Origin of the sequence: Streptococcus sp. DD12 (genome assembly GCF_001578885.1) — a bacterium.
Classification (GTDB): Bacteria; Bacillota; Bacilli; order Lactobacillales; family Streptococcaceae; genus Streptococcus.
The window spans coordinates 238,207-263,972 of record NZ_KQ969495.1 but is presented as its reverse complement, the minus strand read 5'-3'; the positions used below and the strand labels follow the sequence as shown (position 1 = coordinate 263,972).

At 43.7% G+C, this 25,766-nt stretch carries 28 protein-coding genes, 2 pseudogenes, 1 riboswitch and 1 other annotated feature; of the genes and pseudogenes, 5 read left to right on the top strand and 25 right to left on the bottom strand.

Annotated features, from left to right (window positions below; all coding sequences use genetic code 11):
* Positions 1 to 10: 10 nt before the first annotated feature.
* The 3 genes from STRDD12_RS01210 to STRDD12_RS01200 all read right to left on the bottom strand — a co-directional run bounded on the left by STRDD12_RS01210 (position 11) and on the right by STRDD12_RS01200 (position 1,859).
* The gene (locus tag STRDD12_RS01210; protein WP_066914170.1) at positions 11 to 832 is read right to left on the bottom strand and encodes an oxidoreductase; all 822 of its coding nucleotides are present in this window, start codon (positions 830 to 832) and stop codon (positions 11 to 13) included.
* Between the two features lie 217 nt (positions 833 to 1,049).
* Positions 1,050 to 1,412: a DUF1304 domain-containing protein gene (locus tag STRDD12_RS01205; protein ID WP_066914169.1), complete on the bottom strand. Its 363-nt coding sequence runs from the start codon at positions 1,410 to 1,412 to the stop codon at positions 1,050 to 1,052.
* Between the two features lie 9 nt (positions 1,413 to 1,421).
* Complete coding sequence (locus tag STRDD12_RS01200; RefSeq protein WP_066914168.1) at positions 1,422 to 1,859, bottom strand: MarR family winged helix-turn-helix transcriptional regulator; 438 nt, start codon at positions 1,857 to 1,859, stop codon at positions 1,422 to 1,424.
* A 538-nt stretch (positions 1,860 to 2,397) separates the two neighbouring features.
* Between STRDD12_RS01200 and STRDD12_RS01195 the strand changes: the two genes are divergently transcribed.
* A complete protein-coding gene (locus STRDD12_RS01195) occupies positions 2,398 to 2,580 on the top strand; it encodes a hypothetical protein (protein WP_066914167.1) in 183 nt (60 codons plus the stop codon).
* Positions 2,581 to 2,720: 140 nt separating this feature from the next.
* Positions 2,721 to 2,897: a hypothetical protein gene (locus tag STRDD12_RS08290; protein ID WP_197456643.1), complete on the top strand. Its 177-nt coding sequence runs from the start codon at positions 2,721 to 2,723 to the stop codon at positions 2,895 to 2,897.
* Positions 2,898 to 3,038: 141 nt separating this feature from the next.
* On the opposite strand, the gene STRDD12_RS01190 is transcribed toward STRDD12_RS08290, so the two are convergent.
* Positions 3,039 to 3,263, bottom strand: coding sequence for a hypothetical protein (locus STRDD12_RS01190; protein ID WP_197456642.1), 225 nt, complete (start codon positions 3,261 to 3,263; stop codon positions 3,039 to 3,041).
* A 298-nt stretch (positions 3,264 to 3,561) separates the two neighbouring features.
* The gene (locus tag STRDD12_RS01185) at positions 3,562 to 3,729 is read right to left on the bottom strand and encodes a helix-turn-helix domain-containing protein (protein ID WP_331709081.1); all 168 of its coding nucleotides are present in this window, start codon (positions 3,727 to 3,729) and stop codon (positions 3,562 to 3,564) included.
* 285 nt (positions 3,730 to 4,014) lie between these two features.
* Between STRDD12_RS01185 and STRDD12_RS01180 the strand changes: the two genes are divergently transcribed.
* From STRDD12_RS01180 to mnmE, 3 genes are all read left to right on the top strand, one after another.
* Complete coding sequence (locus STRDD12_RS01180; protein WP_066914162.1) at positions 4,015 to 4,413, top strand: hypothetical protein; 399 nt, start codon at positions 4,015 to 4,017, stop codon at positions 4,411 to 4,413.
* A gap of 5 nt (positions 4,414 to 4,418) precedes the next feature.
* A complete protein-coding gene (locus tag STRDD12_RS01175; protein WP_066914160.1) occupies positions 4,419 to 5,213 on the top strand; it encodes an FxLYD domain-containing protein in 795 nt (264 codons plus the stop codon).
* A gap of 387 nt (positions 5,214 to 5,600) precedes the next feature.
* A complete protein-coding gene (mnmE, locus tag STRDD12_RS01170) occupies positions 5,601 to 6,974 on the top strand; it encodes a tRNA uridine-5-carboxymethylaminomethyl(34) synthesis GTPase MnmE (RefSeq protein WP_066914158.1) in 1,374 nt (457 codons plus the stop codon).
* Between the two features lie 94 nt (positions 6,975 to 7,068).
* Here the strand turns inward: mnmE and STRDD12_RS01165 are convergent, their stop codons facing one another.
* The 20 genes and pseudogenes from STRDD12_RS01165 to STRDD12_RS01070 all read right to left on the bottom strand — a co-directional run bounded on the left by STRDD12_RS01165 (position 7,069) and on the right by STRDD12_RS01070 (position 25,763).
* Complete coding sequence (locus STRDD12_RS01165; RefSeq protein WP_066914157.1) at positions 7,069 to 8,511, bottom strand: sensor histidine kinase; 1,443 nt, start codon at positions 8,509 to 8,511, stop codon at positions 7,069 to 7,071.
* On the bottom strand, positions 8,501 to 9,175 hold the full coding sequence (locus STRDD12_RS01160) for a response regulator transcription factor (RefSeq protein WP_066914155.1): 675 nt from the start codon (positions 9,173 to 9,175) through the stop codon (positions 8,501 to 8,503). Before STRDD12_RS01160 ends, STRDD12_RS01165 begins: the two co-directional genes overlap by 11 nt.
* A 200-nt stretch (positions 9,176 to 9,375) precedes the next feature.
* Positions 9,376 to 9,939 (bottom strand): energy-coupled thiamine transporter ThiT, encoded by a 564-nt coding sequence (gene thiT / locus STRDD12_RS01155; protein WP_066914153.1) that lies wholly within the window; start codon positions 9,937 to 9,939, stop codon positions 9,376 to 9,378.
* A gap of 31 nt (positions 9,940 to 9,970) precedes the next feature.
* Positions 9,971 to 10,068, bottom strand: a riboswitch (TPP riboswitch).
* 11 nt (positions 10,069 to 10,079) lie between these two features.
* Positions 10,080 to 12,623, bottom strand: a complete 2,544-nt coding sequence (locus tag STRDD12_RS01150) for a M1 family metallopeptidase (RefSeq protein WP_066914151.1) — start codon at positions 12,621 to 12,623, stop codon at positions 10,080 to 10,082.
* A 136-nt stretch (positions 12,624 to 12,759) separates the two neighbouring features.
* The gene (gene phoU / locus STRDD12_RS01145; RefSeq protein WP_066916174.1) at positions 12,760 to 13,416 is read right to left on the bottom strand and encodes a phosphate signaling complex protein PhoU; all 657 of its coding nucleotides are present in this window, start codon (positions 13,414 to 13,416) and stop codon (positions 12,760 to 12,762) included.
* A gap of 70 nt (positions 13,417 to 13,486) precedes the next feature.
* Positions 13,487 to 14,245: a phosphate ABC transporter ATP-binding protein PstB gene (pstB, locus tag STRDD12_RS01140; RefSeq protein ID WP_066914148.1), complete on the bottom strand. Its 759-nt coding sequence runs from the start codon at positions 14,243 to 14,245 to the stop codon at positions 13,487 to 13,489.
* 11 nt (positions 14,246 to 14,256) lie between these two features.
* A complete protein-coding gene (gene pstB / locus STRDD12_RS01135) occupies positions 14,257 to 15,060 on the bottom strand; it encodes a phosphate ABC transporter ATP-binding protein PstB (protein ID WP_066914144.1) in 804 nt (267 codons plus the stop codon).
* Between the two features lie 10 nt (positions 15,061 to 15,070).
* Positions 15,071 to 15,955, bottom strand: coding sequence for a phosphate ABC transporter permease PstA (gene pstA / locus STRDD12_RS01130; RefSeq protein WP_066914139.1), 885 nt, complete (start codon positions 15,953 to 15,955; stop codon positions 15,071 to 15,073).
* On the bottom strand, positions 15,945 to 16,862 hold the full coding sequence (pstC, locus tag STRDD12_RS01125; RefSeq protein WP_066914136.1) for a phosphate ABC transporter permease subunit PstC: 918 nt from the start codon (positions 16,860 to 16,862) through the stop codon (positions 15,945 to 15,947). The genes pstA and pstC overlap by 11 nt, the downstream gene beginning before the upstream one ends.
* A 2-nt stretch (positions 16,863 to 16,864) precedes the next feature.
* Entirely contained in the window at positions 16,865 to 17,749 is an 885-nt protein-coding gene (locus tag STRDD12_RS01120) for a phosphate ABC transporter substrate-binding protein PstS family protein (RefSeq protein ID WP_066914134.1), read from the bottom strand.
* Between the two features lie 97 nt (positions 17,750 to 17,846).
* Positions 17,847 to 19,168, bottom strand: a pseudogene (locus STRDD12_RS01115) (RsmF rRNA methyltransferase first C-terminal domain-containing protein).
* Positions 19,169 to 19,207: 39 nt separating this feature from the next.
* Complete coding sequence (locus tag STRDD12_RS01110) at positions 19,208 to 19,975, bottom strand: inositol monophosphatase family protein (protein ID WP_066916172.1); 768 nt, start codon at positions 19,973 to 19,975, stop codon at positions 19,208 to 19,210.
* Positions 19,965 to 20,243, bottom strand: coding sequence for a UPF0223 family protein (locus STRDD12_RS01105; RefSeq protein WP_066914132.1), 279 nt, complete (start codon positions 20,241 to 20,243; stop codon positions 19,965 to 19,967). Before STRDD12_RS01105 ends, STRDD12_RS01110 begins: the two co-directional genes overlap by 11 nt.
* A gap of 1 nt (position 20,244) precedes the next feature.
* Positions 20,245 to 20,655: a transcriptional regulator Spx gene (spx, locus tag STRDD12_RS01100; RefSeq protein WP_066914126.1), complete on the bottom strand. Its 411-nt coding sequence runs from the start codon at positions 20,653 to 20,655 to the stop codon at positions 20,245 to 20,247.
* Between the two features lie 50 nt (positions 20,656 to 20,705).
* Positions 20,706 to 21,626 (bottom strand): bifunctional riboflavin kinase/FAD synthetase, encoded by a 921-nt coding sequence (locus STRDD12_RS01095; protein WP_066914124.1) that lies wholly within the window; start codon positions 21,624 to 21,626, stop codon positions 20,706 to 20,708.
* Positions 21,616 to 22,506: a tRNA pseudouridine(55) synthase TruB gene (gene truB / locus STRDD12_RS01090; protein ID WP_066914122.1), complete on the bottom strand. Its 891-nt coding sequence runs from the start codon at positions 22,504 to 22,506 to the stop codon at positions 21,616 to 21,618. Before truB ends, STRDD12_RS01095 begins: the two co-directional genes overlap by 11 nt.
* Positions 22,507 to 22,606: 100 nt before the next feature.
* On the bottom strand, positions 22,607 to 22,972 hold the full coding sequence (gene rplL, locus STRDD12_RS01085) for a 50S ribosomal protein L7/L12 (protein ID WP_066914120.1): 366 nt from the start codon (positions 22,970 to 22,972) through the stop codon (positions 22,607 to 22,609).
* 61 nt (positions 22,973 to 23,033) lie between these two features.
* Positions 23,034 to 23,538, bottom strand: a pseudogene (rplJ, locus tag STRDD12_RS01080) (50S ribosomal protein L10).
* Between the two features lie 26 nt (positions 23,539 to 23,564).
* Positions 23,565 to 23,700, bottom strand: a sequence feature (ribosomal protein L10 leader region).
* An 88-nt stretch (positions 23,701 to 23,788) separates the two neighbouring features.
* Positions 23,789 to 24,721: an ABC transporter ATP-binding protein gene (locus STRDD12_RS01075; RefSeq protein WP_066914114.1), complete on the bottom strand. Its 933-nt coding sequence runs from the start codon at positions 24,719 to 24,721 to the stop codon at positions 23,789 to 23,791.
* Complete coding sequence (locus tag STRDD12_RS01070; RefSeq protein ID WP_066914113.1) at positions 24,714 to 25,763, bottom strand: ABC transporter ATP-binding protein; 1,050 nt, start codon at positions 25,761 to 25,763, stop codon at positions 24,714 to 24,716. The genes STRDD12_RS01075 and STRDD12_RS01070 overlap by 8 nt, the downstream gene beginning before the upstream one ends.
* Between the last annotated feature and the right edge of the window lie 3 nt (positions 25,764 to 25,766).

Sequence of the window (25,766 nt, the reverse complement as noted above, 5' to 3'; positions counted from 1 at the left end):
CTTCTCCTTTTTAGGATGCCCGTTTCATAAGGGCGTCAAACCAACGGTCTGGCAGGATGGCGTGCAGGAAGACCAAAGGTTTTGCACCCATGCCGACCAAGTAACGGGTCTTAGGACGGCGGCTGTTGACCGCTTTTGAGATGGCATTTGAGATGACCTTGGGATCTGACATCATGTTGCCAGAGTATTGGCTGCGCATGCCTTTTGCTGCTTTAGTTGCCGCAGCTTCATAGGCACCACCTTTTGCTGACTCAGCCAATTTGTCTGCTGCGATAAAGCCCCAGTCTGTCTTGATACCGCCTGGCTCTACCAAGACCACGTCGATACCAAAGTCTGACACTTCCATCCGCAGGCCATCTGAGAAGGCTTCAAGAGCGTATTTGGTCGCATGGTACCAAGCCCCAAAGTAAGAGGTCAAGCGACCGCCCATAGAGCCGATGTTGATGATGCGACCTGACGCTTGTTTTCGCATGTAAGGAAGAACTAACTTGGTAAGGCTGGCTAGTCCAAAGATATTGACTTCAAACTGCATTTTGGCTTCTTCGATGGTCACATCTTCGACCGCACCGTATGAGCCGTAGCCAGCGTTATTGACCAAGACATCGATGCGCCCTTCCTTGGCGATGATAGTTTCTAAAGCTTCTTTGATAGAAGTTTCATCCGTGATATCGAGACGGACAGGGGTCACACCAAAGGCTTTGAGCGGTTCCATGGCATCCACACGACGGGCAGCTCCATAAACGCTGTGCCCTTCTTTAGCCAATTGTTCCGCTGTTTGGTAGCCGATTCCTGATGAAGCACCAGTGATTAAGATAACTTTTTTGTTTGACATGTTGATTTCCTCTTTTGTTTCATTTGATTGATGAGATTATTATACGATACAGAAGAAAGCTTGTACATGATAATGCCTGACAGGTCATTGACAATTTACGCCAAAGTGTTTTCGCTTATGGAGACGCCGATTTAGCATAGAAAAAAGCCCAGTCGCCTGAGCCTTCCTTATGTTCCTTCATTTTAAGCCTGACTGACTTGTTTGTCTAGACGCTTTTTTATTTCAACAACACAATAGAAATCAAGGCCAAAATAGCTGGGCCACCTTGTTTGAGGATGATTTTCTTGTCAGCTGTGAGTGCTCCATAGGCAGCTGCTCCGATGACAAAGAGGACAAAGATGGTCACGATTTCAAGATTTCTTGAGATGAAAATCCCATAAAGGAGGAAAAGGGCAATCAAAAGATTGTAAATTCCTTGGTTCTTAAAGAGGGAGGTAACGGATTTTCTAGCCAACTCCTCCTTGTCCATGTTAAAGACACGGCTGGTTGCCTCCGACTGGGTCGCGATGCTTTCTAGATAAAAGATATAGATGTGTTCTAAAGCGACAAGACTAGCTAAGATAAGGGTGATAAGTGACATATGTGTTTCCTACTTTCTATTTTCAGGACTGACTTCTTCCAAGCCAGTAACTAATTTTTCCAACAATCGAGACAGCTCCCTGCTTTCGCTCGCTGTCAAAATGTTTTCCATCTGCTCCTTTGTGGCCAGGTGATGGACAGGCGGATGGGTAAGCAACTGCTCACGCGCAAAGTCTGTCAAAGCAACAATCGCCTCTCTCTGGTTCAGTGGGTTACGTTGTCTAGTCACATACCCCTCATCCTCCAAAATCTTAAAATGGCGAGCCAAAGCTGCTTGGTCAATCCCCAAGATTTCCTTGAGGGCAATTTGACTTGATTCCCCCTGCGACAAGAGATACTGCAACATCTGGTAGCGGGTCAAGCTGATCCCTAAACGCTTTTCAAATAGTCGAGTACTCGCCTGGTCCGCCAGATGAAGCTGGTAAAGCAAGTCATTGATCTGGGTCATGCCAACCTCCTTTATAGTTGACTAGTCAACTGTTGATAAGTCAATTATAGGCTAAAAAAAATAAAAAGCAAGGATTTTGCTTCTGTTTGAACACATTTTATAGCTGAGAAAAAAAGCCACGACCAGATCACTCTTCAAGCAGACAAACTTTTATCCCACTTCTGTAAGCTTGCCCCAATTTTTTTAATCAGCCAGCCATCTGTGATTAGAAAGGCAAAAGTGTCCCCTTTGCCTAAAAATGGTACAATGGGTAAACTGATAATCATAGTAAATGTAGTAGCCGTTATTGCTCCTTTGAGACATTTTTTCTAGCTAGATTTTGTTTATGAGTATAATAGGCCAAGCGTTCGAGTTGCAAAAAAATTAGAACTGCACCGAATCCAAAATTATATTTCCACATGGTTGGGTCTTATGCTAAAATTGGTACCATAAAGGCGGTAGCTAAGCTATCATGCCTTCCTATTTTTTCTCCTCTATTAAAATTCAAGTTTAGGTCTCTCTCAACTTTATGTAAGAAATACAACGGAAAGGAGATAAAATGAAATACTCAGACTTGGCAAGTTTGCTAAGTGGCGCAGGACAGTTCTTAATCGGACTTGCCTCACTACTAGCAATCATCAGGCCAAAGAAAAAGAATCTCACCGAAATCCACGCAGGTTTAAGTAAGATTCCAAATAAGGTCAGGGAAGCGACCCCTGCACCTTATTTGAGTATATCATAAAAGCAAAAATAATGAAAAGTTTCTTATTAACCATTGTCATGTTTGCGATCTTTTTAGTTATCTACCGTTCCCAGAATAAACGATAAGGGCTCATACATGTAATGTAACTATCCACTTTTTCACCCATAAAAGGAGAATCTATGCCAGTATCAAATGCCCAAAAACGGGCCAATCAGGCTTGGGCCGAAAAGAATAAAGAGCGGAGGAACTACCTCAGCAGACGGTCCAGCGCACGAAGCTTTATCCGAAACATTGCCACCCAAGAATACCTCATGGAGCTCCAAGGAATGATTGAAGAACGCCTGGAGGGCAACTAAAAAAAGCCTTAACAGTTTGCTTGCTGTTAGGGCTTTTATCTTACATTTCAGTTGTGTGAAAATCACTTATTCTTGTTGTTTCCACTTGTTCCATACAGATACCCACTTAGCGTTATTGTATGACATGTTTAGGTATAATGCCTATTCACCCACGCCTCCATCAACGCTGTTTGCGTTTTTTATCTCTAGTTCTTTTGCGTAATTTGTTAATTTTATTGCGTTTTCTAAACTCATTTTTTCAATTGGTGTTTTCCCTGTGACCTGTCTGCTAATTGTAGTGTTGCCAATCCCGGTCCCTTTAGAAATTTTATATGCTGTTACAGTTTGTAGTAATTTTTTAATTTTGTTTAAATCTGCTTTACTCATTTCTTCTTGTCTCCTGCTATACGGATAACGCCTAGGCCTCATCACCTCCCCCCCTTTCATTTTCACGTTCCCTTTTTGCTCGTCTCAGCGCCAAACATGCTCTCACATCGTCGTAGATGTAAGTGATGACGATATAGGAAAATACAGCAAACGAAATTACAATCATGAACAATAACGAAGTTACTACAAAAATTGTTTGCATGGTTTGTTACTCTGTCACATAAGTTGGTTTTCGATTTTTCGCAAATCTTACGTATAAAATAATTAACTTGATTTCTGTGTAAATAGGTAAATCAAGTCATATTCTGGAAAAAAACTCTCTCTGTATAGCTTTCGCTTCCCTAAATTTAAAATCGTAAACACCGTTAATTTTATCGGATACAGTCTGACTTCTTACACCTAGAAAATCCGCTATATCAACGATAGAAATGTTTTTCTTGCGTAGCACTTCATCGATATTTAACATACATCCTTCTTATTATTCACGAAATATCGCAAATATGTTTTAAAAAAATAACTCAACTTGAGATTGACTAACGTTTAACGTTTTTTTGTGATGCGTGTCAAGTCTTTTTTCGATTTTTCGTAAAAACATTTTATTTACTTTTGATTTTTCGTTTGTTACAATATGGAAAAGGAGGGATGACATTTGTATTAAAATCAGGTAAAGGAATTAATCCTTTCACGCTTCGGTAGTATCAACGCCTTTTCTAAAAGTATTGGTATTGCAAACAGTACTGTTGTTTCGATTTTGGAACGAGGTTTTTTAAATACGAAACTTAAGAATGTATTCGCTATTTGTAAAGGTCTAAATATAAACCCTGAAGACTTGGAAAGCGGGTTTACTTTTGTACAGCCCAACAACATCGTCCTCGGCGATAACAATGGCTTCAATGGATTAGATGGTGGTCGGCATAATACCAATACCTATAATATCAATAATAAAGATAACGCCAAACAAGACAAACACAATGACAGCATGCAATCCATAGGCACTGCCGATCTCCCCTTGCAACGATCTCTACTAAATGCCCGTAATGAAACAAACCAAATGTTGGATCGCATCATAGAGCTCTTGGAGCAAAAGAAGAAATGGAATCCCAATATATTGCTACCCATTCTATCACAACAAAAAAACAAAGGAGAATAACGAAAATGAAAACCAAATCTTTACTACTAACAACGCTAGCTGCAATAGCTGTCATCATCCTTACTGCTTGCTCAAGTAACAACAGCAAAGATGAGAAAATTTATTACGACGACCAATTCATGACTGCCTTATCAAAAGGCCTTGAAGAACGTTGGAAATATACAGACGAAGATGCAACAGCAGAAGATAAAGCCTCCAAGAAACTCTATAATACAGCAACACAAAAAGAACTAGATCAGATTGAAGAGTACCAAGATAAATCCTTCAAGGACAGTAAACTGAAAGAGGCTGCTATCAGTTACATCAACGCTCTTAAAGATAATCAAAAGGTTGCTGAGACATACGGAGCAAGCTCATTTGACGAAAACTGGAGTAAGTCATACGATGCCAGAAATGAAAAACTGATTGCCATCAACAACATCTCAAAGATTAAGGTATCGGACAAATATCAAAGTACCCTAGATGAAGTCCTCGCATCAGGAAAAGAGGTCAAACAAAACAGTGATAACGCCCAAAAAGTAACTGATCTCATTAAATCAATCACCTTTACAAAAGATGAAGCTAGTTCTGATGAATACTTATCAAGCTATACCGCTACCGTGGAAAACACAACAGGACTCACAATAGCAAATATCAGCTTAACAGTTAAACTCATAGATGACCAAGGCGTAACCGTAGATGAACAATCATTATTCGCGAACAACTGGACAAACGGTGAAAAGAAACGCTTCGAGTTTACAACAGACAAAACTTTTGCCAAAACAGAAATCAGTATTGACTATCAATCTATCGACAAATAAAAAACAACCTCAACGACCAAAACGTTGAGGTTTATCTATATAATCATGAGGTAAACAGACTATGACGACATATAGGAAACACTCCACAGGTTGGTAATACCGTATCTCATATAAGACCCCAGACAGCTCATATAAGCAAAAATCTAAGTCTGGGTACAAAAAGTGCAGAAACTAAGACTGAGGCCTTTCAAGCAGACAAACTTTTATCCCACTTCCGTAAGCTTGCCCCAATATTTTTAATCATCCATCCATCTGTGATTAGAAAGGCAAAAGTGTTCCCTTTGGCTAAAAATGGTACAATAAGATGAAAAGGATTTCCATCTGTTTTTGATAGCATGTTTGGGATAAAACGAAAACTGTTTTTAGTTAAGTAAATATGAGGTTTCTATGATTACAAAAGAATTTGATACTATCGCAGCGATTGCAACGCCTCTCGGGGAGGGGGCCATTGGCATTGTCCGTCTATCGGGCAGTCAAGCGCTCTCTATCGCCACTCCTTTGTTTAAAGGCAAAAACCTAGAAAATGTTGACTCTCATACCATCCACTACGGCCATATTGTTGACCCAGCTAATGGAGGTGTCCTTGACGAAGTCATGGTCAGCGTCTTTTTACCACCCAAGACCTTTACACGCGAAATCGTTGTGGAAATCAATACCCACGGAGGAATTGCCGTCACAAACGAGATTTTGCAACTGGTCTTACGCCAGGGAGCTCGTCTGGCAGAGCCAGGTGAATTTACCAAGCGGGCTTTTCTAAATGGACGAGTGGACTTAACACAGGCTGAGGCCGTCATGGACATCATCCGTGCCAAGACTGACCGCGCAGTCAATATCGCCGTTAGACAACTGGATGGTTCCCTATCAGACCTCATCCAGCAGACGCGTCAGGAAATCCTCAATACCCTCGCACAAGTTGAGGTGAATATTGACTACCCTGAATACGATGATGTCGAAGAAATGACCACCCAACTCCTACGGGAAAAAACGCTGGAATTTCAAAAACTGTTAGAGAATTTATTAGCCACTGCCAAACGTGGAAAAATCTTGCGAGAAGGCTTATCTACCGCCATTATCGGCCGTCCAAATGTCGGCAAGTCTAGCCTCCTCAATACCCTGCTTCAAGAAGATAAGGCCATTGTCACCGATATTGCAGGAACCACGCGCGATGTCATCGAAGAATACGTCAATATCAAAGGCGTTCCGCTCAAACTCATTGATACCGCAGGAATTCGAGAAACAGATGACCTGGTCGAACAAATCGGTGTCCAACGGTCCAAAAAAGCCCTAGATGAAGCGGATTTGGTCTTACTGGTTCTAAACAGCTCCCAAGCACTAACCGACCAAGATAGGGCCTTATTAGAACTAAGCGAATCGAGCAACCGCATTATCCTCCTCAATAAAAGCGATCTGCCCAAAGCAATCGCGAAAGAAGACCTGCCTGAGGATGCCATTGCGATATCAGTCCTCACCCACCAGAACATCGATCGCATCGAAGAAAGGATTAACGCCCTCTTCTTTGATAATGCTGGTTTGGTGGAACAAGACGGGACCTACCTCTCCAACTCACGCCATATTGGCTTGATTGAAAAAGCCTTGCAAAGCCTGGCTGCTGTCAACGAGGGGTTAGAACTCGGTATGCCTGTGGACCTCTTGCAAGTCGACCTGACAAGAACCTGGGAGATTTTAGGGGAAATCACAGGAGATGCTGCTCCCGATGAACTCATCACCCAATTATTTAGCCAGTTTTGCCTTGGAAAATAAAACACTTTCACCCAAAAAGTCTGGAAAACTCTTTCAGGCTTTTTGTGATGCCATCGGGCCATCCCATACAAAAAAACACCAACAGAGTTGGTGTTTAATTTTTATCAGCTAATTTAACTTGGAAAATGGTTCCTGCTGGCTGATTATCACTGATAGTAATCGTGCCCTTAAGGGATTGGACAATTTGCTGGGCCAAGGATAGACCCAAACCAAAACCACCTGTTTGACGGGTACGTGCCTTATCCACACGGTAAAAACGGTCAAAAACGCGTTTTTTATCTTCATCAGAAATGCCCAGACCATTGTCTGCCACTGTAATCAAAACCTTTCGATCACGCGAGCGCGTCACTGAGATGGAAATATGCCCATCAGACCCCGTATACTTGACGGCGTTATCAAATAAAATCGTCATCAACTGTTTGAGCAAGGCCTTATCCGATTGTATTGGTTGCTGCATATCATTGAAAGTTGTTAACTGTTTACCATTTTCATTGGCAATCAAACTGTAATTGCTAAAAATGCGGTCAAAAAATTCGGGTGAAATTTCCTCCAGATGAACCTTCAAACCATCATCACGACGGGCCAAGTCTAAAAGGTTGCTCGTTAAAATCCGCATATTGCGCACTTCTTCTAGACTTGAAGCAATATCTTCAAAATTGTCCATAATGGTTGAATTAGGCCGTCTAAAGAGCGTTTCTAAACGGTTTTGCAGAACAGCCAAAGGCGTCCGCAATTCATGACTGGCATTTTCAACGAAAGTCTTTTGCTTTTCATAAGCCAGCATGAGGGGTCTCGTCGTCCACTTGGCCAGATAAATGCTAGCCACAACTGAAATCAGCCAGAACAAAATCATAATGGAAACAATCAAGCGGGTATAACGACTATTGGTCGCATCGAGTTGGGTCGTATTGACCACAACGGTCATATAAGCCGCTGTTGGGTAAACATCACTATCCAACTTGACTGTTATCATGCGGTAAGTCTCAGTTTCACTCCCAAACTTGCCCCGAATCTTTTGGCTTTGAATGGTATTCAGTTCGCTAAAATCAGGACTGATATAATTAAGATTAGAGTAAAAGTTGATGTTGTTGAGGATATTTCCCTTATTATCATAAATGATGATATCGGTATTGGCGGTTAGACTCGACGCAGGATTGACATGCTCAGCCAGCACTTTTCTGCTACTGGCTGTCGTCTCAGATGAGCTACTGGTCTGACCCGAACTGGTCGTTGACAGACTGCTGGAACTCCCACTTGTCGAGCTACTACTGCTAGTTCCCGTTTGATAGGACGTCAAAGGAGAGGTCATCTCAGGTCCCTGACCCAACGTGATTTGGATAAAGGAATCTGCATCCTGGGCCACCGCAGACAGGCTATTGTCCACCGAAGTATAGACCCCATACCGCAAGACCTGCAAGATAATCACCGTCATAACCAGGAAAATACCTGTAAAGAAAAAGAAGAAATGGCTAAAATAAGAAAAATTTTGCGACTTCAACTTTCTCTTTAAACTATATAAACGCGCTTTAATCCGCATTTTTCAGAATATAACCGACGCTACGAAGGGTTTGCAAATTGGTCACAAAGTCCGTTCCTTTGAGTTTTTTCCGCACTTTTGAAACATAAACTTCGACCACAGAAATCGTCGTATCGCTATCGAATCCCCAAATACGGTCAAAGATTTGTGTTTTCGGCAAGATGACATTTTGGTTTTGTAAGAAATAAACCACTAGGTCAAACTCTTTCCCCAGAAGTTCAACTGTTTTGCCATTGACGTGGCAACTATTGGTTGAGGTATCAATGCTGACATCCCCATAGTTTAGTGTGGTTTCGCTAATTTTACCAGAACGTTTGAGGAGGGCTTGGATACGCATTTTAAGCTCTTCCAAATAAAATGGTTTCGTAAGGTAATCATCAGCCCCCAATTCAAAACCATGGCCCTTGTCATCTAGGCTTTCTTTGGCTGTCATAATCAAGACAGGGGTGGTGACACCTTTTTCACGTAAATCACGTAAAACAGCAAAACCATCGCGCCCTGGCAACATGACATCCAGCAAAATCAAGTCATAAACGCCCGATTCCGCTTCAAATAAGCCTTCATCACCATCGTAAACCTGAGTTACCGTGGCAAAGTCTTCCAAGAATTTGTATACCGAATCTGATAGGGATACGTCGTCTTCTACTAACAGAATTTTAATCATTTCTATCTCCTTTTGGGTTAATGGTTTTGAAAGGTCTTCTAATATTTTCATAGGTAAACCCGCTTTCTCCTATTTTATCATAAAATTTCTGAAACGGCTTACAAAGTGCATGAAATAGCGGAAATGACACCTTACTGACACCCATCTGCCTTAACAGTTTACCATAGTATATCTTAAAGCTCTTAAACCAACCTAAAGGACTAGGCTTTCTTTTCAAAAAATTGTGGGTAGGCCCAGATAAGGACAACCACTGCCAAGGATGTGACAAGCCAAGTGCCCAAAGCAGCTATCCCATTGACCATGAGCGAATAGAGGTAAGGAGACATCTTACCCGCATAAGCCTGCCAAAAGACGACACCCGCCACATAATGCCAAAAATAACGGGCTAAAAGACCCGTAAAGGCCGCTAGTAAACCAAAAAGTAAGGCCTGACCCGTCCTTTGCTTAGACAAGGCTTTTAAAAATGGCAGGGCGAAAAGACCGGCCAAGCCCAAACTGGTAAAGGCCAGAGGGTATTCTATAATGACCTGAATCAGGGATAGATAATAGACTTTACCCATCAAAAAGTGCAAGAGCCCCCATAACAAACCACCCAAAAGGCCGTACTTGGTCCCGCGTCTCAGGGCAAGGATGACAATAGGGATACTGCCCCATGATGGTGAAAACCATGAGACAAAGTCTGGGATAAAGGACAAGGCCATGGCTAAGGCAGCAAAAATGGCCGTTTCGACTAAAGCATGAATACGCGAACGTGATGATAACATAAAAGACTCCTTGTCTAAAAAAGTCACAAGGAGCCCCTAGGCATCACATCCCTACGCTCGTATTAACGAGATCAGGTGGTAAGGATTCCGCCAGGGCGGTCTCAGCATAAAGCACTCCTTGTGAATGAGTTATTCTATTATTAACGATTTTCTAAAGCTGCTGCAACAGCTTCTTTCTCACTAGATACCAAACGAACCCGAGCTAGAATGGTAGTGATTCCCATCTTAATACTCCGGCTAATCGCCAAATCACCTAGTTGCGGTTCAAAGAACTCACGGTAGGCCTGCAGGCCTTTTTCTGTTTTGAAAATATTTGACGGTGCAACGACAAAGCGATCAAAACTCATATCGCCACCAAGAGCTTGTTTAATCCAAGACCAGTTTTCACAAGCCCAAGCCCAAACCGTGTCTTGAACAAAGTCATGGCTCAAAAAGAAACTATACCAGGTCGACAAGTCCTGTGGTTTGATGACATCCTTGTCCTTAAATTGCAAGAGAATATGGTTTAAGCTAGCAAAATCATGGGTATTTGCCAAAGCTGAGGCGATTTCACGCTTGAAGCTACCGTCATTACTACGGACATAAGCTCTTAAGATGTGATCAACCAAACCATCCCGTTCAAAATGGCGAACCTCATTTTGCAAAACAGCTTTACGGATGGCAGCTGGTAAAGCTTCTAGGTCATGCTCGTAGGTCGTATAGAGGTCATGAGCCTGAGCCACAGCTTTCTCATCATTGGCTTTAAGGAGGTTAGCCACAACCAATTGACGGAGCAATTCGTCCTCGTCTGATTCTCCTGCTTTTGCCTCATAACCCAGTCGGTCAAAACTGTCACCAAAGACATCTTTTAGGAGCTGGTGATAGGCTTCTTGGGCAGCTGTTCCTTCATCAACAAAGCGCTCTAGGCCATTCGTGATTTCTTGCAAGGCAGCATTTACCACAAAACTCTTTTCGTGTTTTAAAGGTCTAATCAAATCGACCAAGCTAGCATATGAAATTTCGCCACTTTCAGCCAAAAGACGACGGTCCTGCAAGACTTGTAGCTTGCTGATGGCATCCAACTGGTCAAATTCTGCCAAGAGCTCATCTAGCAAACGCCCTTGGTAATTGACGATATAGTGGGCCGTGTTTTCTGTATTCAACAAGAGAGGTCCCTTGTTTTTAGCTTTTAGACTCGCGTAATCCTCAATGACCACTTCTGCTTGGGTCAAGATATCTGGCAGTCCTTCCCAGTTGCTATTAAGTGGGACTTGCCAGAGGCGATTTTGATCCTCGTGTTCGCCGATAAAGAATTGTTTTTGACGGAGAATCAGCTGGTTGTTCTCAACTTGCGCAGACACTAGAGGGTAGCCCGGTTGGTCTAACCAGGAAGCCATAAGTCCTGCAACATCTTTGCCAGAGGCTTCAGAGAGTGCATCCCACAGATTACGCCCAACCGTGTTGTTGTATTTATGCGCTTCAAAGTAAGCTTTGAGACCTTTGGCAAAAGCCTCATCTCCTAGCCAGCGACGTAGCATATGCATCAAGCGACTACCCTTTGCGTAAACAATCGCTGGGTCAAAGAGGGTGTTAATCTCATCGGGATGGTTGACTGCCACGTGCACCGATTGGACCCCGTCTGTTGCATCGCGGCGTAAGGCCAAAGGCACGCCGGTTGTTTGGAAATCTTCGAAAATGCCCCAAGATGGCTCAATGGCATCTACCGCTACATACTCCATCATATTGGCAAAGCTCTCATTCAGCCAGAGATCATCCCACCACTTCATGGTGACTAGGTTACCAAACCATTGGTGAGCGACCTCGTGGGCCACAACTAGGGCAACCTGTTGACGGCTTGCCACCGAAGAATTGTTATCAACTAAGAGATAAACTTCGCGGTAAGTGACCAAGCCCCAGTTTTCCATCGCTCCAGCAGAAAAATCGGGAAGCGCCACGTGGTAAGAGTGTGGGATAGGATAAGGCACACCATAGTAATCTTCGTAAAAATCAATTACTCGAACAGCAATATCTAAGGCAAAGTCAAGGTTGGACAAGGGATGCGCCTTAGTCGAGAAGACACCAACTTCAGTCCCATTTTTGGTATAAGCTGTATTGCCTTGTAAATCCCCTAAAGCAAAGGCCAAGAGATAGGTAGACATGCGAGGCGTTGTTTGAAAGGCCCAAATACCTGTTTCCTGACGACGCTCAGGGTTGACCTCTGGCATATTTGACAAGACAATGGCTGGATCGTCTTCTTGGGCATCAAACTTAACCGATAGGTTGAAGGTTGCTTTAGCTTCTGGCTCGTCAATACTTGGAAAAGCTTCACGGGCAAAATGACTCTCAAACTGCGTTGAGATGACTTCTTTCTTTTCACCATCTACGGTGTAATAAGATGGGTAAATCCCTGTCATATTATCAGTAATCTGACCAGAAAACTCAATCAGCAAGGTCATAATCCCTGTTTCTGGCAGGAAGATGTGCACGGCTTCATTGGCATCATCCATAATAAAATCAAGGGATTGATTGTCCAACAAGACATTACTGATGACCAAGCCCTTTTGATGGAGAGATATGCGATCTACCAAGGCTTCGCCACTAAGAGCGACATTTCCTGAAAAAGTTTTCTCTGCCCGATTAATATCCAAAAAAAGATTGTAATTATCAGGAAGAAACTTATCAATAAAGTGTTGTACTGTTTCCATAGTAAATCCTTTATTCTAACTTAAAATTTCCTTATCATTGTAACACATTTTAGAAAACCTTTCCATGCTTAGTCGCAAAAAATGAAAAAGCTTTCATAAAGGAAAAAGAAGCACTCCTAAAAGCACTTCTTTTCAATCATTTGAGGTCAACAATTTTACCTGATTCTAGGTAAACGACCCATTCACAGAGGTTACGGGCATAGTCTCCCATCCGCTCTAAGAACATCAACACTTTAAAGTATTCTTTTCCGGCGTAAATGGCATCTGGTTGTTCCCGCAATTGCTCAGCTGCCAAGCTTTGAATGTCACGGAAATAAGCATCGATTTCTTCGTCAGATGCAGCAATTTCCTTTGCTTTGGCGGTATCTCCATGGATATAGGCTGACAGGGCTTGCTCAACCATTCGTTTTACAGCAATACCCATCTCACCGATTTGTTTTTCAACTTCTGGCAAGCGTTCTTCACCTTTACTGCGGATAGTTGCTTCAGCAATTGAAGCCGCATGGTCACCAATACGTTCCACGTCACTCGACGCTTTGAGCACCGTTACAACCGTCCGTAAATCACTAGAAACGGGTTGCTGCAGGGCAATAATTTCCATGGATTTCTTTTCTAGCTTGATTTCATAGTCATTGATGATTTGGTCGTTTTCGATGACTTGATTGGCCAAATCTCTATCGTGACTCACAAAGGCACGAACCGCTTTTTTGATTTGGGAAACGACTTCTGTTCCCATCACGTAAAATTGATTGTGGAGCTTTTCAAGCTCTTCATCAAATTGCGAGCGTAGCATCATATTTTTTCCTCCTTTTTTCAGACTGATGGCTTTCTGACCTCTTTATTTTGGTCAGCCAGCCTGTGGCTTATCCAAACTTACCTGAAATATAGTCTTCGGTCTCTTGGTGTTTAGGGCTCAAGAACATCTTTTTAGTGGTGTTAAATTCAATCAAGTCACCACCCAAGAAAAAGCCTGTCTTATCAGAAATACGAGAAGCCTGTTGCATAGAGCGTGTCACCAGTAGCATGGTATATTTATCTTTTAAACTGTAAAGGGTTTCTTCAATCTTGCCGGCAGATATAGGGTCTAGCGCTGAAGTTGGTTCATCCAAAAGAATGATCTTAGGACTCGTTGCCAAAACACGTGCCACACAAACCCGTTGTTGTTGCCCACCTGAGAGACCAATGGCTGAATCATGCAAACGGTCTTTGACTTCATCCCAGATGGAAGCCCCACGTAGAGAACGCTCAACAGCTTCATCTAAGGTCGTCTTGTCCTTAATGCCATTAATCCGCAAGCCGTAGACCACGTTTTCATAGATGGTCATTGGAAATGGGTTAGGCTGCTGGAAAACCATGCCGATTTCTTTGCGCAGTTCTACTGTGTCAGTCCTTGGGCTATAGATATTGTGGTCATTGTAGACCACCGTACCTGTTGTAGTGACCTCAGGATTTAAGTCACCCATGCGGTTAATCGCCTTTAAAAGGGTTGATTTCCCAGATCCTGAGGGGCCTATCAAGGCAGTTATTTCCTTAGGTAAAAAGTCCAAAGAGACACTATTGAGGGCTTTTTTCTTATTGTAATATACGGATAAATCCTTGACTTGTAAGATTGGCTCTGTCATCTTTGTCCTTTCTAGCCAAAGTGGCCTGAAACATAATCATTGGTAGACTGAAGTTTGGCCCTTTGGAAAATATTTTTGGTTTTATCGTATTCGATCAAGTCGCCGAGGTAAAAGAATCCTGTGTAGTCGCTAGCCCGGGCAGCCTGTTGCATATTGTGCGTCACGATGATAATGGTATAGTTCTTTTTCAACTCGAACATGGTCTCTTCCAACTGCATGGTCGCAATCGGGTCCAAGGCTGAAGCTGGTTCGTCCATTAAAAGGATATCAGGCTTGACGGCAATGGCTCTCGCAATACAAAGGCGCTGTTGTTGCCCCCCTGAAAGCGTCAGAGCGGACTTATGCAAGTCGTCCTTAACTTGGTCCCACAAGGCCGCTTGACGCAAGGACCGTTCAACCACTTCGTCCAAAAACTTTTTATCCTTGACCCCAGCTCGCTCATAGGCGAAGGTGATGTTGTTGTAAATGGATTTGGCAAATGGATTGGGCCGTTGAAAAACCATGCCGATGTGCTTACGCATTTCGTAGACATTGATTTCTGGACGGTTGACGTCGATGCCTTCATAGAGAATTTCTCCCGTCACTCGTGCAATATCAATGGTATCATTCATCCGATTCAAACTACGCAGGTAGGTCGATTTCCCAGAACCAGATGGCCCGATAAGAGCGGTAATCTTGTTCTTTTCAAACTGCATGTCCACCCCTTTGATGGACTCTTTTTGCCCATAGTAAACATGCAGGTCCTTGGTAGACAAGGCTACTTTTTCTTCAGGAAAGGTAATGATATGTTTTTCATCCCAGTTATACTCTGTCATGCTTTACTCCTTAGGCAGATGTCAATTTTTTATGCAGGAAGCTTCCTAGTTTACGGGCACTAAAGTTGAAAATCAAAATGACAATCAACAATACCGCCGCAGAACCTGCAGAAACTTGTGTCCCATCAGGGATAGTCCCTTCGCTATTTACCTTCCAAATGTGGACAGCCAGCGTTTCTGCCTGACGGAAAATAGAAATGGGACTCGTGATACTCAGGGGATTCCAGTTGCCCCAATCCAAGGCTGGTGCAGATTGTCCTGCCGTATAGATTAAGGCCGCAGCCTCCCCAAAAATACGACCAGAAGCTAGAACGACCCCTGTGACGATGCTTGGCAAAGCTTCAGGAATGACCACGTGTAGCACTGTCTCCCAGCGTGAAATACCCAGTGCCAAACCTGCTTCACGTTGTGTGTGGTGAACATTTCGTAAACTATCTTCCACGCTTCGTGTCATCTGAGGCAGATTAAATACGGTTAAGGCCAGCGCACCAGAAATGATTGAAAAACCATACTGAAATTGCACGACAAAGATTAAATAACCAAAGAGACCCACAACAACCGATGGCAGTGAGGACAAAATTTCGATACAGGTCCGTACAAAGTTTGTCAGACGGCCCTTTTTGGCATATTCAGACAGATAAACCCCGGCTCCCATAGACAAGGGAACAGAAATCACCAAGGTAATGACCAAAAGGAAAAAGGAATTGTAGAGTTGGATACCAATCCCACCGCCTGCTTGATAAGAGGATGATTTTCCTGTTAAGAAATGCCAAGAGATGTGTGGCAAACCTCGCATCAAGATGTATAAAATCAAAGAAGCTAGAATCGCTACGATGATTCCCGCAATGGTATACAAAATACCAGTTGCGATTTTATCCATTTTCTTAGCGTGCATAGTTCTTCTTACCTCTTTCTTTGGTAATCAGTTTGATGACAGTATTGAAGGCTAAACTCATGATTAAGAGGACCAAGGCCAATGACCAAAGAACATTATTGCTGACTGTTCCCATAACTGTATTTCCAATTCCCATGGTCAAAACAGAGGTCAGTGTCGATGCCGGTGTTGTCAAGGAAGTTGGCACAACAGCAGAGTTTCCCACCACCATTTGAATGGCAAGGGCTTCCCCAAAAGCACGGGCCATCCCAAAGACGACCGCTGTAAAAATACCAGAGCTGGCCGCCTTTAAGGTCACCCGCCAGATAGTTTGCCAGCGAGTCGCACCCATGGCCATACTAGCCTCACGGTAATGGCGAGGCACAGCACGAAGGCTGTCTGTCGTCATAAAAGTAACCGTTGGCAAAATCATGACAAATAGGACAAAAATCCCTGACAGAATCCCAAAACCGGTGCCTCCGAAAATCGACCGCACAAACGGGACAACAACCTGTAAACCGATGAAACCATAGACAACCGATGGGATTCCCACCAAAAGCTCAATAGCTGGTTGCAAGACCTTGGCTCCCTTTGGAGAAACCTCCGTCATAAAGAGAGCTGCGCCAATAGCAAAAGGTGTTGCGATAATGGCAGACAGGATGGTCACAATAAAGGACCCTAAAATCATCGGTAAAGCACCAAATTCTTGATTAGATGGGTTCCACTTAGCACCAAATAGGAAACTAAAGACATTCACTTTATTGACAAAAAAAGTAGATAAGCCTTTTTGGGCAACAAAGAGCAAAATCATGGCAACGATAAACACAATCAAGGCCAGACAGGCAAAGGTCAGGTATTTCCCAACTTTCTCTAAAATCGAGTTTTTAGAAGGGGAAACTAATTTTTTAGCTAGTTCTTCATTCTTCATGATTAGACTCCTGCTTTTGGCGTCACATGGCCATTGGCATCTTTTGTAACTTTCATGTCATTGATGGCAATATAACCTGTTTTAGCAACAATGTTTTGTTGAACATGTTCTGACAGCATATAATCTAGGAACTCTTTGGTTAAACCTGTCGCTTCACCCTTGGTATACATATGTTCATAAGACCATAGGGCCCATTTATTGGTCGCAACATTAGCTGCCGTTGGGGCATAGCCATTGAGTTTGATTGTTTTAACAGACTTATCCACGTAGGTAAAGGCTAGGTAAGAAATCGCTCCAGGTGTTTGGGACACGATGGATTTAACCATACCATTTGAGTCTTGTTCTTGACTTTGAATCGCTGATTTGCCGTCCATAATGACGCTATCAAAGGTCGCCCGAGAACCAGAGCTGGCAGCACGGTTGATGATAGAAATTTCTAGGTTCTTGCCACCGACTTCTTTCCAGTTGGTGATTTCACCTGTGAAAATCTTGCGTAATTGTTCTGTTGTTAGATTTTTAACCGTCACATCCTTATTGACAATAACGGCAATCCCAGCAACAGCCACCTGATGGTCCACCAATTGGGAGGCATCAATACCACTTTTTTCTTCAGCGAATAAATCGGAGTTCCCAATTTCAACCGCACCTGACTGTACCTGTGACAAGCCTGTTCCAGAACCGCCACCCTGCACGTTGACCGTTTTGCCATCATTGGCCTCACCAAATTGGTCAGCCGCTGCCTCTACTAAAGGCTGTAAGGCTGTCGACCCAACAGCTGTGATGGACTGACCTTTATCAATCCAAGACGCACAAGCCGATAGGAAAAAAAGACTCAAAGTCAGCAAGGTAGACAGGACGAGCCACTGCCTATTTTTTCTCGATTTCATAGTATTTCCTCTAAATGATAATGGGACTTTACCCACCCAAATTAAGCCCTAGGGACCTTTTCAACTATATCATAGTTCCAGTCTTTTGAAAAGACTTTTAAGTGTATCTTAAGCCCTTAGGGTAGTAATTTTTCAAGGTTCCATTGGCAATTTTCGCAAAGCCTAAACCATTTCCCAAAGCCGTTACCAGATACCAGCCATTCGGCAGTTGCAATCCCGATATGGGATGGCCAGCGACATAGGCCTTGAAGTTCTCCTCAGACAGGCTTACGGTTTGACTCACTTCATCCGTGGTCAAAGCCATGCCCAAGGCAAAACTCGGTTCAAATCGCTTCTTTTTATAGGTTCCTAAATGCAGGCCGTTTCTGGCAATTCTTATCCCATGAGTCTGTGGAAATGCCTCTGGGACCAGATACAAGGCATCGCCAAAAACCTCTAAGCGACCTGCTAGTTCCACCTGCAAATGTGCCTGGCTAAAGGCCTGCCAGAGCTTGACTTGTTCTGAACTGGGGCGTGAATTTGCAGCCTGATGCCTTTTAGTTTTTTCTTTTTGGGAGGCAAGGCTTGTGACTGGTCACGAAACTTCGCGACGAATTGCCCTTCCCCCTTAAAATGATGGGGATACATCCGCTTGGTCTGCGGATAACCTAGACCATCCTGCATGCCATTATAGGCCTCAATCGGTTCCAAGCTGAGTTGCGGATAGTGCGCCAACAGCCAAGCCACAATGGCTTCATTTTCTTCAGGAGCCCAGGTACAAGTCGAATAAACCAACTGCCCACCAGGCTTGAGCATTTTCAGCGCATCTTGCAAAATTTCCTTTTGTAACTGACCGCATTGGCTGGGGTAATCAGGATGCCAATACTGGATAGCCTCTGGATCTTTACGAAACATTCCCTCACCCGAACAGGGCGCATCCAGAACAATCATATCGAAAAATTGGGGGAAAACTTTGGCTAACTTGGTGGCAGATTCGTTTGTGACCACCACATTGCGCGCACCAAACCGTTCCATGTTTTCTACCAAAATTTTGCTTCGCTTTTTAGAAATCTCATTGCTGACTAAAAGGCCTTCATTATGAAGATAGGAAGCCAAATGTGTGGACTTGCCCCCTGGAGCCGCTGCCAGGTCTAAGACTTTCATCCCCGGTTTGGGGGCCGCCACTTGAGCCACCCATTGTGCAGCTGGTTCCTGCGAGTAGACCAGACCAGTAGCGTGTGCAATAGACTTGCCTGAAACTTTGCCATAAAAACCCCATGGCGTATTAGGTATCGGGTTTTCAAATGTCTGTTGCTCTTTTTTTAAAGGATTCACACGAAAAGCAGCCACTGGACTTGCCTCAAAAGAAGCCAAAAAGGCTTGGGCATCATCTTCCAATAGCTGCTTGTATTTGTCTTGAAAAGCCTCTGGTAATTTCATGACTCTATTATACTATATCAGAGACCTCGCTGACAATGTTTAATCCTTGCTTTTTAAAAAAGATAGGATTTCATCCCTTTTAGCTTGTGGAATCAGCATAACCATTTGCCGACTCTTCCAATCAGGTGCCTCGCCAGTTAGCGTCACTAATTGATAGCCCAAGGCCTGACCGATGATAGCTCCCGCGGCATAGTCCCAAGGGTAAAGATGAGAAAAGTATCCCAACAACTCCCCCCGCAAAACCATGCTCATGCTGAGGCCTGACCCCCCGTAAATCCGGACGCCTAAGGTCTGTTCAGCCAAGTCTCTTAGCCCACGGACATTTGAGGCAAACATGGCACCGTTAACGCCCAACAAGCTTTCGTGTAGAGGCTTCTCCTGATAAAGAGGCACTTCTGTTCCTTGATAAGTTACCGGAAAATGTGGCCCCCCCAGCATCAGACTATCAGCCATAACGTCATAAATCAGGCCAAATTGTCCAAGGCCCTCTTCAAAATAAGCCAATAAAATGGTGAAGTGTTCCCCTTGAACAATAAAATTCACCGTTCCATCAATGGGATCAATTACCCAGACTTTGCCCTGGTGAACGTCATGTCTCACATTATTTTCTTCGGCCAAAATAGCATCCTCTGGATACCGTTCCAAGATGCGAGAGACCATAAAATTTTGCACTTCTTTATCAACACTAGTCACCAAGTCATCAAAACGCGATTTGGCGGTAATGGCATAAGGGCTTGTCATCAGCTCTCTGACTAACTGCCCAGCTTGACGGACAAGTTCTTGGGCAAAGGTAAATTTAGCGTCCAAGCGATAGCCCACCTTTCTGCTTTTCCTTGGCAGCCGTCACAGCACGATAGGTTGAGTAACCACTGATTTTTTCAAATTCCCTATCCAACTGTTTCTCCTGTGCCTTTCCAGGAACAATGATTTTAAAGGCCCGGTAGCAGGCAAGAAGATCAGCTACAGCCACCTGACTTTCATAAGCTTTTTCAACCGCATTAAAAAATTGGATAACGGTGGTCATTTCGTCTGCTGTCCAAGAATAATCCAAGGGATAGGAATAACTCTTTGTCATCTCAACCTTCCCCTTTTGCCTCTGATCTCAGGGTAGCTTCTTTGAGCTCATGCCTGCGGTAATCACGGGATAAGAAGGTTCGGATTTCGTCCTCGTTAAAACCAATCTGCATCCGCTTATCATCCATGAGAATTGGACGACGCAAAAGGGCTGGCTTTTCAGCTATCAAAGCTACCAGTTCCTTAAGACTTAAATCGTCCAAATCAAGGTCAAGTTTTTGAAACACCTTGGAACGCGTTGAAATAATATCCTCTGTCCCATTTTCTGTGTAAGCTAGAATTTTGAGGATTTCTTCTTCGCTCAATGGGCTGGTCATAATATTATGTTCTTGAAAGGGGACCTTATGACTCGTCAACCAAGCACGGGCTTTACGACAACTGGTACAAGATGGGGATAAATATAACGTAACCATATATTCCTCTTTTCTATCGTTACTATTGTAACAGTTTTCATGGCACTTGACTATTCTTTTTCGTAAGCCAAGGCGATGGCTTTGTCGTTTTCTAATTGGGCAATCAAGGCATCCACACCGTCAAAAGTAACCATATCCCGAATTTTGTCCAACCAAAGAATCGTCAGTTCTTCACCATAGAGGTCGCCATCAAAATCAAAAATATTTGCTTCTAATCGTAGTTGAGTGCCCCCAAAGGTCGTATTCTTTCCTAGGCTTGTCATGGCTCGATAGCGTTTGCCTGCAATGAGCACATCTGTCACATAGACCCCATCTGCTGGCAAGTGAGTTCTTTCCGTAAGAGCAATGTTAGCCGTTGGGTAACCAATGGTCCGCCCTCTGGCATCTCCATGAACCACCAAACCAGTTGTCGGAAACTCATAACCTAATAAATGATTAGCCAGAGTCACGTCACCATCTTTTAGCGCCTGGCGAATACGGGTCGAGGAAATCTTTCCAACCTCATCACTGATTTTTTCTACAATAATGGGCTTGGCCGGAGAAAGATTGGTCACTTCGGACAGCAACTGCTTGTCACGCCCCATACGGTAGTCAAAACCAGCTAGCACATACTTAGGCGAAAGGGCCTGGATATAGGAAGCCACAAATTCTTGGGCCGTTAATTGCGAAAAGGAGGCTGTAAAGGGCTTTAGATAAAGCTTTGTCACGCCCATCTCATCTAAACGCTTGGCCATCTCAGAGAAAGAGAGGAGGTGTAAGAGCATGTCCTCTTGGTATTTTTCAAACATCAAACGTGGGCTTTCAGGGAAGGTCAAGAGCACCACTTCCAGAGCTTCTTTTTCAGCTAGACGTCGCGCTTGGTCAATCAGTGCCTGGTGGCCACGATGCAACCCATCAAAATACCCTAAAACAAGAACACTATCAGGCGACTTTGACATATCTTGCGCACTGCTAATCTGCTTAATTTTCATCTACTAATACTTTCTTTGGCTTATATTGTTCCCCACGCTTTTCCAAAATAGCAATGGCCTTGCCATTATACTTGGCTAAAAGTAAGGGTTCTTGACGTTCTAAAGTGATAAAACGTCCAAAGCGTAATTCCTGACAGTCATCTTGACTGACTGCTTGATAAGGCAACTCTTTTAGACCAATCTCAATCGGTTCTAAAAAACGCCAGTCTTCATGGGCTACTGCCTCTGCAATGGCTTCAAGCGTCCAACTGTTTTCCAGATGAAAACCACCTGCGTAGGTCCGCTTGAGAAAAGACATATGGCTGGGGTAACCCAAGGCTTGGCCTAGGTCAACCGCTAAAGTCCGAACGTATGTCCCCTTGCTACAAGCTACCCGAAAGGGAAAGCTGGCACAGTCTCCATCAAAGACAAGGGGACCCGTGCGTTCAAATTCAGAAATAGTGACCTGACGCTCAGGACGTTGAACACTGAGCCCTTCACGAGCATACTCATACAAGCGTTTCCCCTTAACTTTTACAGCTGAATACATGGGCGGGACTTGTCTTATGTCACCGATAAACTGCTCCATCGCAGCATCCACAATAGCCTCTGTCAATTGATGAGAAACCGCTTTTTCAGCGAGTCGGTCCCCACTACTGTCTTCTGTCGTTGTGGAAAAGCCTAATGTGATCCTTCCTTCATAGACCTTACCACTAGCAGTCATGTACTCTAATATCCGTGTCGCTTTGCCGACAGCTATGGGCAAGACACCGACAACATCGGGGTCCAAGGTACCACCATGTCCAATCTTTTTCTCATGCAGGATACGGCGCAACTTAAACACCACATCGTGTGAAGTCATGCCGGCCTCTTTTTTGACATTAATAATTCCGCTTTTCATAAGCTACATTATATCACAAAGGCTAAAACCGCCCAAGATACAAATTTTTTTTTCACGAAAAAAATCCGCTCTTTCGAACGGATTTTTTATTTGACTTTGATTATTTCAAAGTTACAGAAGCTCCAGCTTCTTCCAATTTAGCTTTAAGCTCTTCAGCTTCATCAGCAGAAGCACCTTCTTTGATGATTGATGGTGCACCATCAACGATAGCTTTAGCTTCTTTAAGGCCTTCACCTGTGATTTCGCGTACGACTTTGATAACGCCGACTTTCTTGTCACCAGCAGATGTCAATTCAACGTCGAATGAATCTTTAGCAGCACCAGCGTCAGCACCAGCAGCTACAGCAGCTACAGGAGCAGCTGCAGTTACACCAAATTCTTCTTCGATAGCTTTTACAAGGTCGTTCAATTCAAGGATTGAAGCTTCTTTAATTTCAGCAATAATGTTTTCAATGTTCAATGCCATTGTTGTTTCCTCCAAATAATTTTTATCTTGTGTTGTGCCCTTAGGGCGTCAGGCGACCTGCTTAGGCAGCGTCGTCTTCTTTAGCTTCTGCCACAGCTTTAACTGCATAGGCGAAGTCGCGAACTGGCGCTTGAAGTACAGAAAGGAGCATAGAGAGCAATCCTTCGCGGTTTGGCAATGTAGCAAGAGCTGTGATTTCTTCTTTAGAAGAAACAGCACCTTCAATTGCGCCACCTTTGATTTCAAGAGCTTCAGCTTCTTTAGCAAAATCGAAAACGATCTTAGCAGGAGCTACGACGTCTTCAGTTGAAAATGCTACTGCAGATGGTCCTACGAACAAGTCTTCCAAACCTTCAAGTCCAGCTTTTTGTGCTGCACGTTTCAAGATTGAGTTTTTAATGACTTTAAGTTCGACACCAGCTTCACGCAGGTTGCGACGCAAAACAGTATCTTGTTCTACCGTCAAACCACGTGAATCTACAACAACCAAGCTGACTGCTGATTTCATTTTCTCAGCAACTGCATCAACCAATTCTGCTTTTTTTAGCAATTGTTGCTTCACTCATTTGTTTTACCTCCGTTAAAATTTTGGCTGGAACGAAAAAAATCGTATCCAAACCCAGACACGAAAGTACAATACGTTATTAGATCATAAACGTTTTGTGCCTCGGTAGGAATCTTATGAACAAGCGTTCCCCTACTGTCTTAGGTCAGTTTTATTCAAAACCTTGTCTAGTATATCAAGTGTTTAAAGAATCGTCAAGCAAAAAAATAAAAAAATCCACATTTTTCTTGTGGATTTTAGGCCATCTTCTTTTAGTTGCTCTGTGCTTGATAGGATTTTGCTTCTGCTTCTGTTGCCAAAACAAAGTGCCCTGGGGTTATTTCCCGCATTTCTCGGGCCTGGCCATCTGTTTCTAAGCTGGCATCATAAGGCGTGTGGACACGATTGCGTTCTGAAATTGGGTCTGGTTCAGGAATAGCTGACAGCAAACTTTTTGTGTAAGGGTGCAAAGGATTGTGGTAAACCTCATCAGCAGGGCCGATTTCCAACATTTTCCCATGGTGCATAACACCGATACGGTCAGAAATATATTTGACCATAGACAAGTCATGGGCAATGAACAGGTAGGTTAGCCCCCGCTCTTTTTGCAATTTTTGCATGAGATTAACCACCTGTGCCTGAATAGACACGTCCAAGGCTGAAATCGGTTCGTCCGCAATGATAAATTTTGGTTTTACAGCCAAAGCACGGGCAATACCAATCCGCTGCCTTTGTCCACCCGAAAATTCATGCGGATAACGGGTCATGTGGTCCTTGTTAAGCCCGACGAGTTCTAATAACTCCTCCACACGCGCATCACGTTCTGCTTTTGAAGATACCAAATGATGGATATCCAGTCCTTCCGCCACGATATCACGGATTTTCATGCGTCCATTAAGACTAGCTTGTGGGTCTTGAAAAATCATTTGGGCATTTTTTCGAAAATCATGCAGGTCCTTACCCGATAAAGGGGTCACCGACTGGCCATCAAAACGAATATCACCCGATTGAATGTCATGCAAACGTAAAATGGAGCGACCCACAGTCGTCTTACCAGAGCCAGATTCCCCAACCAGGCCAAAAACCTCTCCCTCATAAATGTCAAAGCTCACCTGATCGATGGCCTTAACTTCATTAGGACGTCCAGGGTTAAAAGTCAAGGAAACATTCGAAAGTTCAACGAGTTTTTTTGCTTGTTCAGTCATCTTTTCCTCCATTTAGTTCCTGCCATTTGGCCCAACGTCTGCTAATGGCTTCTGGTGGTGTTACCTGAGGCGCACGCTCATCTAATAACCACGTCGCTGCATAATGCGTGTCTGAAACCTTGAAAAATGGCGGTTCTTCCTGATGGTCGATATCCAAGGCGTAGGCATTTCGTGAAGCAAAGGCATCGCCTTTTGGTGGATGCAACAAATCAGGTGGCGTCCCTGGAATAGACTGCAAGCTACCGGCTGCAGTATCAGTCGTCGGCATAGAGGTCAACAAGCCCCATGTATAAGGGTGTTGAGGATTATAAAAGACCTCGTCAACCGTTCCGTATTCAACCACCTTGCCTGCGTACATGACTGCTACCCGGTCAGCCATACCTGCAACAACACCTAGGTCATGTGTGATAAAGATGATAGAAGCTTCTTCTTCTTTTTGAATAGCTTTCATCAAATCTAAGATTTGAGCTTGGATGGTCACATCTAGAGCCGTTGTGGGTTCATCTGCGATTAGGATTTCAGGTTTGGCGGCTAAGGCAATGGCGATGACAGCCCGCTGACGCATCCCCCCAGACCACTGGTGTGGGTAATCATTGATATGATCGCTGGCGTCAGGAATCCCAACGCTTTCCATCAATGAGAGAGCGCGTTTTTTTGCTGCTTCTTTAGAAATATCTTCGTGAATCCGAATGGCTTCTGCAATTTGGTCCCCAATTTTCATGGTTGGATCGAGACTGGTCATAGGATCTTGGAAAATCATCGCAATTTCTTTCCCACGAATAGACACCCAGTCCGACTCCGTTAGGTCAACCAGTTGACGCCCTTTAAATTGAACGTCACCTGAGACAGTCGCATTGCTAGCTGATAAGCCCATGAGCGTCTTGGTTGTCACAGATTTCCCGGAACCTGACTCGCCCACAATGGCCAAGGTTTCCCCTTTTTTCAAGTCAAAAGTCACATCACGAACAGCTTGAACTTTCCCGGCATAGGTGTCGAAACTGACGCGAAGATCTTTTACCGAAAGAATGGTTTCTTGTGTCATACA